The 15066-nt window shown below is 38.7% G+C and carries 19 protein-coding genes and 1 pseudogene; 9 read left to right on the top strand and 11 right to left on the bottom strand.

The window, feature by feature from the left end; all coding sequences use genetic code 11:
- Positions 1–316: 316 nt before the first annotated feature.
- The 3 genes from JTI58_RS15335 to JTI58_RS15325 all read right to left on the bottom strand — a co-directional run bounded on the left by JTI58_RS15335 (position 317) and on the right by JTI58_RS15325 (position 2477).
- A complete protein-coding gene (locus JTI58_RS15335) occupies positions 317–823 on the bottom strand; it encodes a GNAT family N-acetyltransferase (RefSeq protein ID WP_205442112.1) in 507 nt (168 codons plus the stop codon).
- 179 nt (positions 824–1002) lie between these two features.
- A complete protein-coding gene (locus tag JTI58_RS15330) occupies positions 1003–1269 on the bottom strand; it encodes a YqkE family protein (protein ID WP_205442111.1) in 267 nt (88 codons plus the stop codon).
- Between the two features lie 23 nt (positions 1270–1292).
- Positions 1293–2477 carry an acetyl-CoA C-acetyltransferase gene (locus JTI58_RS15325; protein ID WP_205442110.1) on the bottom strand — a complete coding sequence of 395 codons (1185 nt, stop codon included), beginning with the start codon at positions 2475–2477 and terminating at the stop codon, positions 1293–1295.
- 207 nt (positions 2478–2684) lie between these two features.
- Here JTI58_RS15325 and JTI58_RS15320 point away from each other — a divergent pair, with 207 nt between their 5' ends.
- Positions 2685–3656 carry an alpha/beta hydrolase gene (locus JTI58_RS15320; RefSeq protein ID WP_205447329.1) on the top strand — a complete coding sequence of 324 codons (972 nt, stop codon included), beginning with the start codon at positions 2685–2687 and terminating at the stop codon, positions 3654–3656.
- 49 nt (positions 3657–3705) lie between these two features.
- Here the strand turns inward: JTI58_RS15320 and JTI58_RS15315 are convergent, their stop codons facing one another.
- The 3 genes from JTI58_RS15315 to sirA form a co-directional block, all read right to left on the bottom strand.
- Positions 3706–4176 (bottom strand): S-ribosylhomocysteine lyase, encoded by a 471-nt coding sequence (locus tag JTI58_RS15315; RefSeq protein WP_205442109.1) that lies wholly within the window; start codon positions 4174–4176, stop codon positions 3706–3708.
- A 145-nt stretch (positions 4177–4321) separates the two neighbouring features.
- Entirely contained in the window at positions 4322–4540 is a 219-nt protein-coding gene (locus JTI58_RS15310) for a YneF family protein (RefSeq protein WP_004232154.1), read from the bottom strand.
- Between the two features lie 99 nt (positions 4541–4639).
- Positions 4640–5065 carry a sporulation inhibitor of replication protein SirA gene (sirA, locus tag JTI58_RS15305; protein WP_243456062.1) on the bottom strand — a complete coding sequence of 142 codons (426 nt, stop codon included), beginning with the start codon at positions 5063–5065 and terminating at the stop codon, positions 4640–4642.
- Positions 5066–5404: 339 nt separating this feature from the next.
- Here sirA and JTI58_RS15300 point away from each other — a divergent pair, with 339 nt between their 5' ends.
- From JTI58_RS15300 to JTI58_RS15280, 5 genes are all read left to right on the top strand, one after another.
- Positions 5405–5761 carry a lmo0954 family membrane protein gene (locus JTI58_RS15300; protein ID WP_205442107.1) on the top strand — a complete coding sequence of 119 codons (357 nt, stop codon included), beginning with the start codon at positions 5405–5407 and terminating at the stop codon, positions 5759–5761.
- A gap of 15 nt (positions 5762–5776) precedes the next feature.
- Positions 5777–6415, top strand: a complete 639-nt coding sequence (locus JTI58_RS15295) for a PspA/IM30 family protein (protein ID WP_205442106.1) — start codon at positions 5777–5779, stop codon at positions 6413–6415.
- Between the two features lie 112 nt (positions 6416–6527).
- The gene (gene liaF, locus JTI58_RS15290; RefSeq protein ID WP_243456060.1) at positions 6528–7211 is read left to right on the top strand and encodes a cell wall-active antibiotics response protein LiaF; all 684 of its coding nucleotides are present in this window, start codon (positions 6528–6530) and stop codon (positions 7209–7211) included.
- Entirely contained in the window at positions 7208–8248 is a 1041-nt protein-coding gene (locus JTI58_RS15285; protein WP_205442105.1) for a sensor histidine kinase, read from the top strand. Before liaF ends, JTI58_RS15285 begins: the two co-directional genes overlap by 4 nt.
- Positions 8223–8855: a response regulator transcription factor gene (locus tag JTI58_RS15280; protein ID WP_205442104.1), complete on the top strand. Its 633-nt coding sequence runs from the start codon at positions 8223–8225 to the stop codon at positions 8853–8855. Before JTI58_RS15285 ends, JTI58_RS15280 begins: the two co-directional genes overlap by 26 nt.
- Positions 8856–8900: 45 nt before the next feature.
- Here JTI58_RS15280 and JTI58_RS15275 read toward each other — a convergent pair whose 3' ends face one another.
- The 3 genes from JTI58_RS15275 to JTI58_RS15265 form a co-directional block, all read right to left on the bottom strand.
- Positions 8901–9548 (bottom strand): HAD family hydrolase, encoded by a 648-nt coding sequence (locus JTI58_RS15275; protein ID WP_205442103.1) that lies wholly within the window; start codon positions 9546–9548, stop codon positions 8901–8903.
- A 110-nt stretch (positions 9549–9658) separates the two neighbouring features.
- A complete protein-coding gene (tkt, locus tag JTI58_RS15270) occupies positions 9659–11653 on the bottom strand; it encodes a transketolase (protein ID WP_205442102.1) in 1995 nt (664 codons plus the stop codon).
- Between the two features lie 126 nt (positions 11654–11779).
- The gene (locus JTI58_RS15265) at positions 11780–12013 is read right to left on the bottom strand and encodes a DUF896 domain-containing protein (RefSeq protein ID WP_205442101.1); all 234 of its coding nucleotides are present in this window, start codon (positions 12011–12013) and stop codon (positions 11780–11782) included.
- Between the two features lie 187 nt (positions 12014–12200).
- Here JTI58_RS15265 and JTI58_RS15260 point away from each other — a divergent pair, with 187 nt between their 5' ends.
- The 3 genes from JTI58_RS15260 (at position 12201) to def (ending at position 13525) form a co-directional block, all read left to right on the top strand.
- Positions 12201–12734, top strand: coding sequence for a GNAT family N-acetyltransferase (locus tag JTI58_RS15260; RefSeq protein ID WP_205442100.1), 534 nt, complete (start codon positions 12201–12203; stop codon positions 12732–12734).
- A 73-nt stretch (positions 12735–12807) separates the two neighbouring features.
- On the top strand, positions 12808–12957 hold the full coding sequence (locus tag JTI58_RS15255; RefSeq protein WP_205447325.1) for a helix-turn-helix transcriptional regulator: 150 nt from the start codon (positions 12808–12810) through the stop codon (positions 12955–12957).
- Positions 12950–13525 carry a peptide deformylase gene (def, locus tag JTI58_RS15250; protein ID WP_205442099.1) on the top strand — a complete coding sequence of 192 codons (576 nt, stop codon included), beginning with the start codon at positions 12950–12952 and terminating at the stop codon, positions 13523–13525. The genes JTI58_RS15255 and def overlap by 8 nt, the downstream gene beginning before the upstream one ends.
- Before the next feature lie 113 nt (positions 13526–13638).
- Here the strand turns inward: def and JTI58_RS24895 are convergent.
- Together JTI58_RS24895 and JTI58_RS15245 are read right to left on the bottom strand one after the other, a co-directional pair.
- Positions 13639–13962, bottom strand: a pseudogene (locus tag JTI58_RS24895) (transposase); the annotation flags it as partial.
- Between the two features lie 24 nt (positions 13963–13986).
- Positions 13987–15021 (bottom strand): transposase, encoded by a 1035-nt coding sequence (locus JTI58_RS15245; RefSeq protein ID WP_243456058.1) that lies wholly within the window; start codon positions 15019–15021, stop codon positions 13987–13989.
- Positions 15022–15066: the final 45 nt, after the last annotated feature.

The raw sequence follows: 15066 nt of genomic DNA, 5'->3' as shown, positions 1-15066 counted from the left end.
CTCACTTTATTGATGGTCGTTGTGATGAATCCCTTCTCCACTCTCTAAAAATAGAAATATTTTATTCACTACTGCTACTATGAAGGACCATGAAGTGGCACTTTTGCAGCATGGTTGATTGAGCGGAGCCAGCATCACTCCTAGGGGATTTAGCGTCACAGTGAAGCGGCTCATCGGACGCCCCACGGAAAGATCTCTGGCGGAACGGAAATCAACCCCACGCCTTGCTAAAAAATCTTTTTCTTGTGACATTACCTTTTTTCAACAACATAAAGACAAAAGGTACAATCATAGCCTTTTGTCATAGCCATTTATTTCAAAGTTGGAACCTCCAAAAATAGAGGGAGTTTGTTTCTTTATACAAGGCAGCTCCTGCTTTTTCTAAAACTCGATGGGATGCCACATTATCTTTTTCGGTATCTGCAATAACGTATTTTACATTTGGCTGATGAAGTAACCAGTTTTTTAGAGCGATGATTGATTCTGTCATATAGCCCTGCCCCTGATAATAAGGAAAAGTATAATACCCAATCACAACTTCCTCTTGCTCATTCGGCATACCTTTTAGCATTATGCCACCAACAGCACAATTTTTTTCTGTTAACACAAGTAACCAATTCGTATGCCACAGATAGTTTTGCTCATCTTCTACTACTTTGGAAAGTCTAAAATACAGCGCTTGTTTAAGCTCGCAATCTAAACTCCCTACACCTTTACTCAATGACAACTCCTCCGCCATTTGCTCCTCATGCTCTATTAGTAATTTTAGATACTTGGCGTTTAAAGGAATTAATCTTATTCTTTCTGTCTGTAATTCTACCATGTTGTTCTCCTAACATAATTTAATCGATACTAAACTACAATTAGGTATATGTTATTGGCAGCGTCTCCCGTTCCATTAAATTCAAAAATCTCTCTTTGTATATCGACTATAACGACATAATTTAAATGCTATAAAAGACAAAACAGTGAACCCACCTGTGTGAATTCACTGTTTTTTTCTTAAAATTTAGAGCCTTTATCGCCATATTCGTTTAGTAGTTCTTCAAACGATTTATTTTTTTCACGTTGTTTACGTTCAAAAGCTAGTTTTGCTTGTCGTTCTTCTTCTGCTGCCTGCTCTTTAACAGTTAAATCTTGCTTGGCTGCTTTTAATTTTGCTAGCACATCGCCACCTAGCTGATCTGCTAATGTGACCGCCTCTTGCTTAGGTAGGCTGGCTGTTAAGCTATTATCTGTATGTTGTTGCTGTTTTCTTTTCTTTCCCATTTCTATTCACCTTCTTATAGACATCAAGGGCGCTTCACTACTGTTGCTACGCCTTGTCCCCCACCGATACATAACGTGGCTAAGCCCGTTCTCACATCACGCTTTTCCATCTCATGTAATAGCGTTACCAAAATACGAGCACCACTTGCACCGATTGGGTGACCAAGAGCAATGGCACCCCCGTTAACATTTAGTTTATCATGATTAAAGCTTAATTCACGATCTACAGCAATCGATTGTGCTGCAAATGCTTCATTTGCCTCAATTAAATCGATATCGTTTAAAGTAATCTCGGCCTTTGTCAGCGCTTTTTGTACTGCTTTTACAGGACCTGTCCCCATAATAGCAGGATCTACACCAGCACTAGCATTCGCTGTAATAATCACCATCGGTTGAATACCTAGCTCTTGTGCTTTTTCCTTTGACATCACCACTACCGCTGCCGCACCATCATTAATACCAGACGCGTTCGCTGCTGTCACAGAGCCATCCTTTTTAAATGCTGGTCGTAGCTTAGCTAAGGACTCCGCTGTCACACCTGCTCGTGGGAATTCATCTTGATTGAAAAGAAGTGGCTCTCCCTTACGCTGTGGAATTTCGACAGCGACGATTTCATCTTCAAACTTGCCAGCTGCAATCGCTGCCTCTGCACGTTGCTGAGAACGAGCTGCAAAAGCATCCTGCTCTTCTCGAGAAATTTGATACATATCACATAAATTTTCAGCTGTAATCCCCATATGATAATCATTAAAAGCACACCATAGGCCATCATGAATCATTGTATCTACTACCTTTTGATCGCCCATTCGGAAGCCTTCTCGTGCATTTTTTAAGACATATGGAGCCTGACTCATATTTTCAAATCCACCTGCAACAACAATCTCAGCATCTCCCGCTATAATCGCCTGTGTTGCTAAATGAACTGCCTTTAAACCTGATCCACATACTTTATTAATTGTTAATGCAGAAACCTCATGTGGTAAACCAGCCTTAATTGCTGCTTGACGAGCTGGATTTTGTCCAAGTCCAGCCGCTAAAACATTCCCCATAATGACCTCATCGACGTGTTCCCCTGCTACGCCAGCACGTGCTAATGCCTCTTTAATGACAATGCTACCTAACGTTGTCGCTGGTACGTCTTTTAATGTCCCCTGAAATGAGCCGATAGCTGTACGCACCGCACTCACGATTACTACCTCGTTTGTCATAATCATTCTCCCCTTTTCCCCGTTCAAAAATCAACACTGCATGCATATGCTACTAGCAGATATGTATATTTTAACAAATATTATGACGATTTTCGATAATAGAAATAATCGCAGTTTTGCCAAAGATATTGTAAAATGTTGACGTGTTTTAAACAATCTTAGTTGGGAACATTACAAATAAGAAACAGCATGTGGAGGTGTTTTATGATGAAAAAGAAGATGCTTTTATTCTCTGGTATTACAACAACGCTAGCCGCAGCTGCAACAGGTCTGTTCGGCTTCGCGCTTTCCAATAAATTAATGTATATCCAACAAAAAGACCCTGAATTTATTCGGGAACGAGAAACGACTGCAAAGCGCTTTGATGAGGCTTGGTACAATAAAAACTTGAAATGTGAGCTGAATATTGATTCCCCAAATGGCTACTCAATTCGAGGCATTATGTTTCAGCCTTTGCAAACCAATAACACCATCATCATTTGCCACGGGGTTACCGAAAATAAAATAAATTCCGTGAAATATGCTCGCCTATTTGAAAGACTTGGCTATAATTCCGTTATATTTGACCACCGTCGCCATGGTGAATCGGGAGGCAAGACAACCAGCTATGGCTACTATGAGAAGAATGATCTTGATGCCGTTGTGAAAACAGTAAAAGCCATGATTGGCGAGGATGCTATTCTTGGCATTCATGGTGAATCGATGGGTGCTGCAACCATGCTCCTCTATGCAGGAACGGTTGAAGATGGAGCTGATTTTTATATCTCAGATTGTGCATTCTCTGATTTTTCTATGTTGCTCAAGCAAATTGCGAAAACTGAATTTAAATATGGCTCCATTATTCCTATTCGTTTTGCCGACTTTTTTGTTCGCCTCCGAGATGGTTACTCATTCAAAAGTGTAACCCCTGCTGAAGCCGTGACACATATTGAAAAACCTGTACTCTTTATCCATAGCATTCCAGATACATTTATTCCAGCTTCCATGTCACTAGATCTTTACAATAAAAAAGCAGGCCCAAAAAATTTAAAACTTTTTGATACGGGCGCACATGCACAGTCCTTTAATGAAAATATGGATGAATATGAGGATTTAATTCATGATTTTTTAGAAAATTTTATTTATCAAAAAATCAATCGGGATTCTTCCTCCTCCAATGTCATCCCATTCCATTTTTAGTGCGTATAAAAACCTTGCGGAATTTTTTATCGCAAGGTTTTCATTTTGTTTATTCTTCAAACACGATATGCCATTCATCACGTTTCGCTAAAAATTCTTGCGCTAATGCTTGTGCCCCTTCCAAGCTATGGCTAGCTGCCCAGCCACATTGCACTTCATTGCAGGCAGGTACGGCTGTTGCCTTTGTCACGTCTGTAAAGGTTTTCTCTAAAATAGTTAATAAATCCTCATAATCATTATGATTGATCAATGATACATAGAAGCCTGTTTGACAACCCATTGGACTGAAATCAACAATATGATCTGAGTAATTACGGATAATGTCAGCGGATAAATGCTCTAAAGAATGCAATGCAGGCATTTCCATATGCTCTTTATTTGGCTGTTTAAAGCGAATATCGTATTTATATACTTCATCGCCATTTTGGCCCGTTTTCACACCTGCTAAACGAACATAAGGGGCCTTTACTTTTGTATGATCTAGATCAAAACTTTCTACATTTGTTTTTTCTTTTTGCAAAATATACAACTCCCTTCCGTATGGTAATTCTATTATACATAGTTTCCCGATAGAATTATATGATTTTCAAGAATTTTTTAAATACTGTTAAAAATAAAAAAAAACAACTAGTTAAGTTTGAACTAGTTGCTCTGATCATTCCAAATTACTTCTGGAATTTATTCATTTGCGCCATCATTTGACGTACTTGCTTTTCAGACGGCGTACGACCCATTTGTGCCATCATCATACGAATCATTTGCTCATTAATAGGTGGGTTTTCTTTTAAATATTTCATCATAGCTTGACGAGCGAAATAGAAACCAAGTGCCGCGCCCGCTGCTAATGCGATAATTACGATAATAATCCAGCCCCATGTAGGCATACAACCAACCTCCTCCACTACAATATACCGAGAAAAAACTCTCCACGCTCCATTATACACGAAATAATAGCGTGTTACTATATATTGTAGTGAATTTTCCTAGTGCATTGTATACTTCATCGGCTTTAACCACCCACACTCATTATCCTGTTTATTAAAAGCAATAAAGCGTTCACTCATTTTAGCAAGCATTTGAAATAAATCTAAATCTAGCATTCGTGAACCTTCACAATAAACACAAATTTTACGATCCACTAAATAAATAGCCATTTTGCCTTTTATCGGATGTTCTAAAAACAAAGCATTGCGAGCTCTTTCTAGGTGTGCATATTTGGAATCAAGTTGTTGCTCTAACATGGCTGCAATCTCCTCAAAACGAACGGATTCACATATATATGCAAGCTCTTTTAAGGATTTCTCGTTGGCATCTTCACAACCTTGCATCATCTCTAACAACTTCCGCTCTCTGCCAAAAATAAACGTTAAATGCTCTTCTTTTATCTTATATATAGAATAGGTTCTCACCAGAAATCCTCCTTCGCTCAGTTTCTTTTCCATAAGTATAGCTCATTCAATCTTGTTTATTTGTCAAACGAAGGAGGGATCTCTCTTCTATTTTTGTCGAAAAAATTCTAGTTTCGGATCTATAAATGACTTTATGACAAATGGTAATTCTATCCAAGAATAAATAATATTTTTCCAAAAATAAGAAAAAACCGCTTGTTTAGCACGCCAAAAACCTTCTATTGTGGCTGCTTAGATGAATCTCAGCCTCGAGACCTAGTACAAAATCAATTTCGAGTCCGTTTTAGACAATCTTGTAAACAGGTAACATAAAGGTACAAACGAAAGGAGCTAAAACAAATGAAAAAATTTCTTTTATTAACTGGAGGCGTCATTGCAGCATGTGTTGCACTTGCGTTAATCGGACCACTGGCAGGATTATTATTCTCCGGACTATTTGTAGCACTGGGCATGCACTTCTACATTGCTAGTAAGTCAACATTCGGTAAAATTTTCTGGTTTACAGTTGGTCTAATCGGTGTCCTATCAGCAGTGTCCAACATTCCAGCAATGGTTGGTCTTGCAGCAATCGCCATTATCTATGTTATCTATAAAAAATGGAATGGTGAAGATGTAAAAATCCCAACAATTGAAGAAAAAAAAGAAGAAGATCCGTTTACAAACTTTGAAAAAGAATGGTCAAACTTAACAAAATAAAAGGAGCGAATTTAAATGAACTTATTTCAACGTTTTAGATATACAGTAGAGGCAGACTTACATCAATTATTTGATAAGAAGGAACAAAAAAATCCGATTGCGATGTTAAATCAATACATTCGTGAAGCAGAAAAGCAAACGGAACAAACAGGCAAACTATTAGAGCGACAAGGGCAATTAAAAGAAAAGCTAGAGCAAGAATATAAAGAGAACGCGGATTTACTAGCGAAACGTGAATCTCAATTGGCACTAGCAAAAACGAGCGGAGAGCAGGACTTAATTGATTTCGCAACGGATGAAGTAACAGCTTATTCAGCCCGTAACCTTACATTACAAGCTAGCATTGAAGCAAGTACTCGTGAATACTTCGAGCTTGAGCGTAAATTTGAAACAATGAAGCATAAAATTAAAGATATGAAAGTGCGTCAATTACAGCTGATGGGGAAAGAAAATGTAACTCGTGCCCATCATCAAATGGATGGAATGATAGCAAAAAACAATAAAACAAACTTTGAAGATTTAGAAGCGTATATCGATAAATTAGCTTTTCAAATCGATAAAGATCATGAGCTCACAACTTTTGAGGCAAGACTCGCAGAATTAGAAAAAAAAGCAGTAGAAGATAGCTCACCACTGCTAATTGAAAATAAATAACATGGTATAATGAAAGCAATGCGCCAACATTAAAAGGCGCATTCTTTCACGTTTAAAAATAGAGGGTCCCATTCCCTCTCTTATACTATTAGTAGAAGGAAGGGTGACCCTCTTGCAAAATTTCACAACAAATAAGCTCACATTTTGGGTACTTTGCTTCTTTTTACTCGTCTTCGTGGAGCTAACTATTTTTAATAACGGTGGTGCCTTCTGTTTATTGATTGGGGCTGTACTTCTTTATTTAAGTTTTTCCAAAAAAGTTCGATTTTTTAAATGGACAGGAATTTTCTTTATTGCCATTGCTTTGTTCACGATGTGGAGCTTACGTTTATTTATCGTCATCATGCTCTTATATATGCTCTATCAATACTTACAAAGAGAAAACGAGCCAAAAGTAGTTGGTGCTGAGCTTTTTGAAAAGCTTCCTGCGACTAAAAATGACTTAATTGGCACAATGCCAGCGCCTACAGAAGCATATAAATGGCAAGATGTACAAATTCAGCGCCTTGCAGGAGATATTACCATCGATACAACGCAAACGATTTTACCTGCTGGCACTAGTCTAATTACAATTCGACAAGGTATCGGTAAAGTTCAAATTTATATTCCTTATGAAATTCCATTCCGTTTACAGTATACGACGTTATTTGGTGAGCTTACCTGCTTACATGTCGGGCCACAACGTATATTAAATGAAAGTATTACTTTCTCTGACGGCAACCCTGAGGATGCTAAACGTGTATTGATTATTCATGTCGCAACCTGGCTTGGAGATTTGGAGGTGCTACGAAAATGATTGCCTTTATCTCAAGATTATTTACATTATTTTTTATTTTAATGAGTGCTGTTTTTGGTCTTCTTGTTGCACTATGGGGCAATCCAGATGAAAAAACATGGGAGCCTTTGTGGCAGCAGAATTACGATAATATCCCTCTAGGTGGCATCATTATAGTTAGTCTGTTTATTCTTAGCTTCCTGTTTGCCAGCTGGATCAGTATGACTGCAAGGGCAAGAGAAGCGCAGGCAACCCGTATAGTGAAACAATTAATCGAGCCTGATTTTGTTTTTCCTCAAAAACAAGCTCTTCCAAAATCGTTAAAAAAAGCACTTGTCCAAACGAGTGAATTAATCGATACACAACGTAAAAGTTTACAGCGTTTGTCCAATGAACGGGCTGAGGCCAATGATAAAATTATTCAGGAGCGTATTATTGCTGAACGCCAACGACTAGCTAGAGAACTACATGATTCTGTGTCACAGCAACTATTTGCTGCATCTATGTTACTCTCCGCATTAACTGAAAATGACGAACATGCTACTAGTTTAAAACAGGTGGAGAAAATCGTTCAGCAGGCACAGCTAGAAATGCGTGCATTACTGCTACATCTACGACCTGTAGCTCTACACAATAAAACTTTGGCACAAGGCTTAGAGGAATTGATTATTGAGCTTCAGCAAAAAGTTTATTTCCATATTGAATACGAGCTAGAGGAAATGGCCTTAACAAAAGCAGAGGAAGATCATTTATTTCGTATTGCACAGGAAGCCCTCTCCAATACGCTTCGTCATGCCAAAGCAAGTGAGGTCGAATTACTGCTTGTGGCAAGAGACGACTTAGCTATTTTACGAATTCAGGATAATGGGTTAGGCTTTGATGTGGAGGCTGATAAATCGACGTCGTACGGCTTACAAAATATAGCTGAACGAGCTGTCGAAATTGGCTGCACCTATAAAATTGTGTCCGTGCCTGAAGAAGGAACGATTGTGGAGGTTAAAATTCCACTACATAAGGAGGAGGTTCATATCGATGATTCAAGTGCTCATAGTGGATGATCATGAAATGGTACGGATTGGTGTTTCCGCCTATCTTTCAGCACAGCCAGATATTACGGTTGTAGGTGAGGCTGAGAACGGCAAAGAGGCTGTGGAACGTGCCTTAGCGTTAAGGCCTGATATTATTTTAATGGATAATGTGATGCCCATTATGACAGGAGCAGAGGCGACAGTAGAAATATTAGCAGCATGGCCTGAGGCTAAAATCATGATGGTGACTAGTTTTTTAGATGACGATAAAGTCTACCCTGCCTTAGAGGCTGGTGCAGTAAGCTATATTTTAAAAACATCAAATGCGAAACAAATTGCCGAGGCTATTCGTAAAACAATGGGTGGCGAAACGGTGCTAGAGCCAGAGGTCACTTCCAAAATGATGCACCGCATGCGCCACGGCAATAGTACACCTCTTTACGAGCAACTGACTGATCGTGAAATGGAAGTATTATTGCTGATGGCTCAGGGCAAAGCGAATCAGGAAATCGCTGATGAGCTATATATCGCCCTAAAAACGGTGAAAACACATGTTAGTAATATTTTAGCCAAGCTAGAAGTTCAAGATCGTACACAAGCCGTCGTCTACGCATTCCAAAACGGACTTGCTAAATAATCCTACATAAAAAACTGCATTTTGACATGCAGTTTTTTCGTGCTTTTAGAGGTATTTTAGGATGTCATTTGCATGATCCACAATATATGTAGGCTTTTCATTTTTTAATTCTTCTAGTGACCCAAAACCATATGTTACACCGATGGCATCAATTTGATTTTCACGAGCGCCGATCAAATCATATTTTCGATCCCCAATCATAATAAATTGCTCCTTTGGATAGGAAGCAAATTGTTGAAGCACATCAGCAATAATCTCACCTTTGGCAGAACGTGAACCATCTAAGTGACTACCTACGACAAAATCGAAATAGGACTCTAGCTGAAAATACTTTACGATTTGTTCCGCAAAGACAGTTGGTTTTGAAGTGGCAATAATCAATATATATCCTTGTTGCTTTAAATTAGCTAACAAAGCTGGAATATCTTCATAGAGTTTATTTTCAAACATTCCCCTTTCCGTAAATCGTTCGCGGTAATCACTAATTGCTTGCGTTATTTGTCTATCATTGAAGCCATAGATTTCTCGAAAAGATACTTGTAATGGTGGTCCGATGAAAGGTTCCAGTTCATCCAAATCATTCACCATGATGCCTGCCTTATGTAAAGCATATTGCACTGATTTAGTGATTCCTATTTTGGGATCAGATAATGTTCCATCTAAGTCAAATAACACAACACTATAATTCTTCATTCGCTCACCCTTCTTTTTGAGTTTTTACATTACTGTGTTTGACGCTATAAAAAGTACCGCAACACGCAGCTCATGTTTATTTCGCTGCGTGTTGCGGTATTGGTTGTAAATTATAGTGCTTTCACTTTTGCTACTACGTTTTCGACAGTGAAGCCGTATTTTTCCATTACTAATTCACCTGGTGCAGAAGCGCCGAACTTGTCGATAGCAAGAACGTCCCCTTCAAAGCCAGTGTATTTATGCCAGCCGAATGATGCGCCCATTTCAATTGCAAGACGTTTTGTTACAGCTTTTGGTAGTACAGATTCTTTGTAAGCTGCATCTTGTTTTTCAAAGCGATCCATAGATGGCATTGAAACAACTGCTACATCTACGCCGTCTGCTTTTAAAGCTTTTTGTGCTTCGACAGCAAGTGAAACCTCAGAGCCTGTTGCAATTAAAATAGCATCTGCTACTTCTTTCGTAGCTGGAGACACTGTGTAAGCACCCTTCGCTACGCCATCACGTACTGTTTCAATAGAAGCGTCAAGAACAGGTAAGTTTTGACGAGACAATACTAGAACAGTTGGTGATTTTTCTGCTGCTACTGCAAGCTCCCATGCAACTGCTGATTCATTTGCATCTGCAGGACGAATAACAGATAGGTTTGGCATTGCACGTAATGATGCAAGGTGTTCGATTGGTTCATGTGTTGGACCATCTTCCCCTACTGCAATCGAATCATGTGTAAATACATATGTTACAGGAAGACCCATTAATGCAGAAAGACGAATCGCTGGACGAACGTAATCAGAGAATACGAAGAATGTACCGCCGAATACATTTAAACCACCGTGAAGAGCCATTCCGTTCATAGCAGCACCCATTGCAAATTCACGAACACCAAACCAGATGTTGCGACCAGCATAGTCGTCTGCTGAGAAATCTCCAGCACCCTTCATCGTTGTTTTATTGGAGCCAGCAAGGTCTGCTGAACCACCAAAGAATGAAGGTGTTTTCTTCGCAATAGCATTAATCGCATCGCCTGAAGAAGAACGCGTTGCTACAGATTTACCTGCTTCATATACTGGTAACTCAGAAGCAAAGTCCTCTGGTAATTCACCATTCATCGCTTTCTCGAATTGAGCTGCCAACTCTGGGAATTCTTCTTTGTATGCAGCAAATTTAGCATTCCAAGCTTCCTCTGGTTGTGCTCCTTGCACTTCAGCAGCCGCATTAAATGTATCGTAAACTTCTGCAGGAATTTGGAATGGTTCATGTGCCCACTCATAGGCAGCCTTCGTTAAGACAACTTCATCTGTACCAAGTGGTGCACCGTGTGAATCTGCTTTACCAGATTTATTTGGAGAACCAAAACCAATCACTGTTTTCACTTCAATTAATGTTGGTTTGCCAGTTGATTTTTTCGCTTCCTCAATAGCAGCATTAACAGCATCTACATCTGTACCATCTGCCACTTTTAAGTAATTCCAGCCATAAGATTCGAAGCGTTTTTGCACGTTTTCTGAGAATGACTTTTCTAAGTCACCATCTAAAGAAATATCATTAGAATCGTAAAGCACGATTAATTTTTCAAGTTTTAAGTGACCAGCTAATGAAATAGCTTCTGCTGCTACACCTTCCATTAAGTCACCATCGCCACATAGCGCAAATGTGTAGTGGTCAACAATGTCATGACCTGGTTTATTGTAAGTAGCAGCTAAATGACGCTCAGCCATAGCCATACCAACAGTCATAGCGATTCCTTGTCCAAGAGGACCAGTTGTTGCCTCTACTCCTACTGTATGACCGTATTCAGGATGTCCTGGTGTTAATGAATCCCATTGGCGGAAGTTTTGAATTTCTTCCATTGGTAAACCATAGCCTCCAAGGTGCAGTAAGCTGTATAAAAGCATTGAACCATGGCCTGCTGATAGTACAAAACGATCACGGTTAAACCATTTTGGATTTGCTGGATTATGGCGTAATTGTTTTGTCCAAAGCGTATAAGCCATTGGCGCTGCCCCCATTGGTAAACCTGGGTGACCAGAATTTGCTTTTTCAATAGCATCGATTGACAAAGTTCGGATAGCATTAATTGCTAAAAGATCCGCGTGTTGAGTCATTATATTGTGACATCCTTTCTCGTCCTATATATTGTTCTTTTACAGTTTAGTCAACATTGCTTTAGAAAACAATGCTTTTGTTATACTATTTGTGTTTTCATACATACTTTATTGAATTGTGTCACATTAATTTAGAAATTTATTTTTTTTCGCTTGTTTTACCTTCTCTGGGGTTACATCATTTCCTTCTGCATCTACCACTTTTACGTTTTCAATCGTATCTCGCATAGTCGCTCTAAACGTATCTAAGTACTCCTTGCGAAGCGCTGTTCGCTCCTTTGCCTCTGCCTCTGTTAATTGTCCGCTTTTCGCTTTAGCAGATAATTCATTAATTCGGTTAATTTTTTCCTTTGATAACATTGTTACACACCTTTCAGTACCTAGCTTAATGACCTCAGTATGCAAAGTATAGCACGGTTTCCCTTAAAATGCAGTTATACCAACCCTTAAAAACACTTCTTAGCCATTATTTACATGACTTCCAGATGTTAGAGGTGTATAACTAATTATAAAAGGAAAAATTTAATAGATAATAGGAGGAAATATTGTGAACATCACAACACCGAGGCTACTTATTCGAACATTTGAAGCACAAGATTGGCAGGCTGTTTATAGCTATATGTCCGATAAAACAGTGATGCACTATATGCCTGAAGGTGTGTTGAATGAAGAACAGGTTCGAAACTTTATAACGGAGAATAACAACGAGCAAGCAAAACATTTCGCCATTGTTTTACGTGAACAACAGCGAGTCATTGGTCATCTTGTTTTCCACAAATACTTCGGTGACCATACTTATGAAATTGGATGGGTTTTGAATCCTGTCTATCATAATCATGGCTATGCTTCTGAAGCTGCTCATGCCCTATTAAATTATAGCTTTACTAAAATGAAACTTCATCGAATTATCGCCACATGCCAGCCAGAAAATGTAGCTTCATACCGAGTCATGGAAAAGATCGGGATGCGCCAAGAAGGATTTTTTAAAAAATGCATACCACACGGAGATGATTGGTGGGATGAATACTATTACGCTATTTTACAGGAAGAATGGAACAATCTAAAGGTAAGGAGTGTGTGAAATGAAGAAAACTGCGGTGTTATTATACCCACAATTTAGTGAATATGAATTGAGTGTTGCTTTGTCCATTTTAATGCAGGCTGCTCTTGCAAAAGAATGTGGGGTTGTGAGGCAGACCATTAATAGTATTGAAAATGATAAATATGATCCGACCCTTGAATTAGCTTTTAAGATTGCTAAGGTTCTCAATAGCCGGATTGATGAGGTGTTTATCTATGACTAAATTTCACCCCAATTATATGATTACAATGAAGGATTTCGTGAAAGAACACTCGACAATTTTAAGAAAACACACTCAAGAAGTGGCGATACCTGTGACCACAGAGGACCGAAATACCCTCTTGTCCATGCTACAATATTTAAAAAATAGCCAAGATCCTACTCTAGCAAAAAAATATAAGCTTCGCCCTGGAAGTGGACTCTCTGCTAATCAAATTGGCGTAGATAAACGAATGTTTGCTGTGCTCTTTGATGACCAAGAAATGATGCTGATTAACCCTAAAATAATGAGTCATTCCCTTAATATGATTTATCTACCTGAGGGAGAAGGCTGTCTATCTGTAAATCGACCTGTTTCTGGTTTTGTACCGAGATACGAACGCATTAAAGTCAAAGCTTACGACATCGATGGACATGAAATCATTGTTCAGTTACAGGGCTATGGGGCTATCGTTGTACAACATGAAATCGATCATTTAAATGGCATCATGTTTTATGATAGAATAAATAAAGAGCACCCGTTCCAACTGCCTAATCATGTTATCATCGAAAGCTTTTCTTCTTTTCAATAGTCTCTTTACAGAAAAAAAGATTAGCAGGAATATTATTTTCCTGCTAATCTCATGTTGTTGAAAAACAACCTTGTCAATGAAATCCCTGTGAATTTCCACAGGGATTTTTTGAATTATTCAAAAGAATCTTCTATAATTTTATATGTGAGATGGAGTCCAACTTGTTTTAGTGAACGGAGCTTGGCCCATTTCTTAAAGTTTTGAATGAGTGCGATCATCAAAACTTGTGTTTTTACTTTGGGTATACTACGGTATCTGGCATAACGGAGACCGTGGTATTCTTTGCTATGGGCAAAGCTTAGTTCAATCGTTTGCGGTCGGACAGTTTTTAAAATTTTCCCTTTCCATGATAATCTCATTTCTCTTAGACGATCATAGGTTTTTTGATGAATAGAAATCCTTAAAATACGGTCTTTTTCGTTTAAAGCGAACGGGCAGTTTTTGCAGCTTCCTTTTGATGCTTAAAATTCGTGATAGCCTTTGCGCGTTGATGTTGTATAACGAAACGGTACGCCCATTGGACAAGCATACGTCGTTTCGTTTATCTTTTTGAATTGATGACGCCGACAGCTTGGATGTTCTTTTGTCTGGCTTCTTTTATAGGGGATGGAGACAAAAAAGCCTCGTTTAAAGAGCTCATTCGCACATTGTGCATTATAATAGCCAGCATCTAATGTAATCTCTTTCGCATACTGCTGAAATAGTTGATGCAATTGATTTAGCTGCTGAGGTAAAATTTGATGTCCAGGTCTATTTGCTGCTGTGATTTCAGAGGCAATAATAAATCCATGTAATGTATCGACAATACGATGTTCATAATACGCAAATTGCCCTCTCTCCACATGTTTAACGGATAGGCGCGCATCTTCATCGACAGGACTAAAATTGGTTGGATGAAATATCACTTTAGATAGGGCCGGCTTTAATGGTTTTTTTCCTTGTTTTTCGCGGAATTGATTGATTCGTTTTAAATCGTTCTCATTCTCTTCAACCATTTTTTTCACAAGGAGCCGTTGACGAAAACGTTTATTGGCATTGGCCTTTAACTCCGTTTCATCTGCAGCCCACGTTTTATTCGCAATAAATCCTTCCTGATGAATGGCCCACACTTGTTCATTAAACAACGCTAACCAAAATGGAGGTCCTTTCAGACGTTCCCATAAAAAACGAGAAATTGTACTATGATGAGGTACTTTTTCAAATAGATGAATCCCTAGAAACCAACGATACGTGGCATTTGATTGAACTTGTTTACACGTCAAACGGACAGATCGAAACCCTTCTAGACTTTGAATCAATAATATCTTCACCAAAATAATCGGATCTTTAGACGGACGCCCGGTAGGTGTATTTGAATAATAGCACATCAACTTTTTTAAAATCGATTGCCAATCAATTAATTGATCCAATTGCACTAACAGGTGGCTCTTATCATACATAGCTAAATAAGCCTCCCGATTTTTTTCGATGGTCTGTCTTGAAATAGTAAAGAACATAAAAATCCCTCCAACTCATTTCATAGAATTGAAAGGACTTTACCC

It is taken from the genome of Lysinibacillus fusiformis, from assembly GCF_016925635.1.
GTDB lineage: Bacteria > Bacillota > Bacilli > Bacillales_A > Planococcaceae > Lysinibacillus > Lysinibacillus fusiformis_F.
Note: the sequence above shows the minus strand (reverse complement) of the source record. Positions and strands in the feature narration are given on the sequence as shown.

What these genes read in the sequence shown, in the direction of transcription:
- JTI58_RS15285 (WP_205442105.1), top strand. Translation starts at nt 7,208, where the DNA reads ATGATTGCCTTTATCTCAAGATTATTTACATTATTTTTTATTTTAATG.
- JTI58_RS15310 (WP_004232154.1), bottom strand. Translation starts at nt 4,540, where the DNA reads ATGCCTACATGGGGCTGGATTATTATCGTAATTATCGCATTAGCAGCG.
- JTI58_RS15300 (WP_205442107.1), top strand. Translation starts at nt 5,405, where the DNA reads ATGAAAAAATTTCTTTTATTAACTGGAGGCGTCATTGCAGCATGTGTT.
- JTI58_RS15325 (WP_205442110.1), bottom strand. Translation starts at nt 2,477, where the DNA reads ATGACAAACGAGGTAGTAATCGTGAGTGCGGTGCGTACAGCTATCGGC.
- JTI58_RS15275 (WP_205442103.1), bottom strand. Translation starts at nt 9,548, where the DNA reads ATGAAGAATTATAGTGTTGTGTTATTTGACTTAGATGGAACATTATCT.
- JTI58_RS15335 (WP_205442112.1), bottom strand. Translation starts at nt 823, where the DNA reads ATGGTAGAATTACAGACAGAAAGAATAAGATTAATTCCTTTAAACGCC.
- JTI58_RS15280 (WP_205442104.1), top strand. Translation starts at nt 8,223, where the DNA reads ATGATTCAAGTGCTCATAGTGGATGATCATGAAATGGTACGGATTGGT.
- JTI58_RS15245 (WP_243456058.1), bottom strand. Translation starts at nt 15,021, where the DNA reads ATGTTCTTTACTATTTCAAGACAGACCATCGAAAAAAATCGGGAGGCT.
- def (WP_205442099.1), top strand. Translation starts at nt 12,950, where the DNA reads ATGACTAAATTTCACCCCAATTATATGATTACAATGAAGGATTTCGTG.
- tkt (WP_205442102.1), bottom strand. Translation starts at nt 11,653, where the DNA reads ATGACTCAACACGCGGATCTTTTAGCAATTAATGCTATCCGAACTTTG.
- JTI58_RS15330 (WP_205442111.1), bottom strand. Translation starts at nt 1,269, where the DNA reads ATGGGAAAGAAAAGAAAACAGCAACAACATACAGATAATAGCTTAACA.
- JTI58_RS15265 (WP_205442101.1), bottom strand. Translation starts at nt 12,013, where the DNA reads ATGTTATCAAAGGAAAAAATTAACCGAATTAATGAATTATCTGCTAAA.
- JTI58_RS15320 (WP_205447329.1), top strand. Translation starts at nt 2,685, where the DNA reads ATGAAAAAGAAGATGCTTTTATTCTCTGGTATTACAACAACGCTAGCC.
- JTI58_RS15295 (WP_205442106.1), top strand. Translation starts at nt 5,777, where the DNA reads ATGAACTTATTTCAACGTTTTAGATATACAGTAGAGGCAGACTTACAT.
- JTI58_RS15255 (WP_205447325.1), top strand. Translation starts at nt 12,808, where the DNA reads ATGCAGGCTGCTCTTGCAAAAGAATGTGGGGTTGTGAGGCAGACCATT.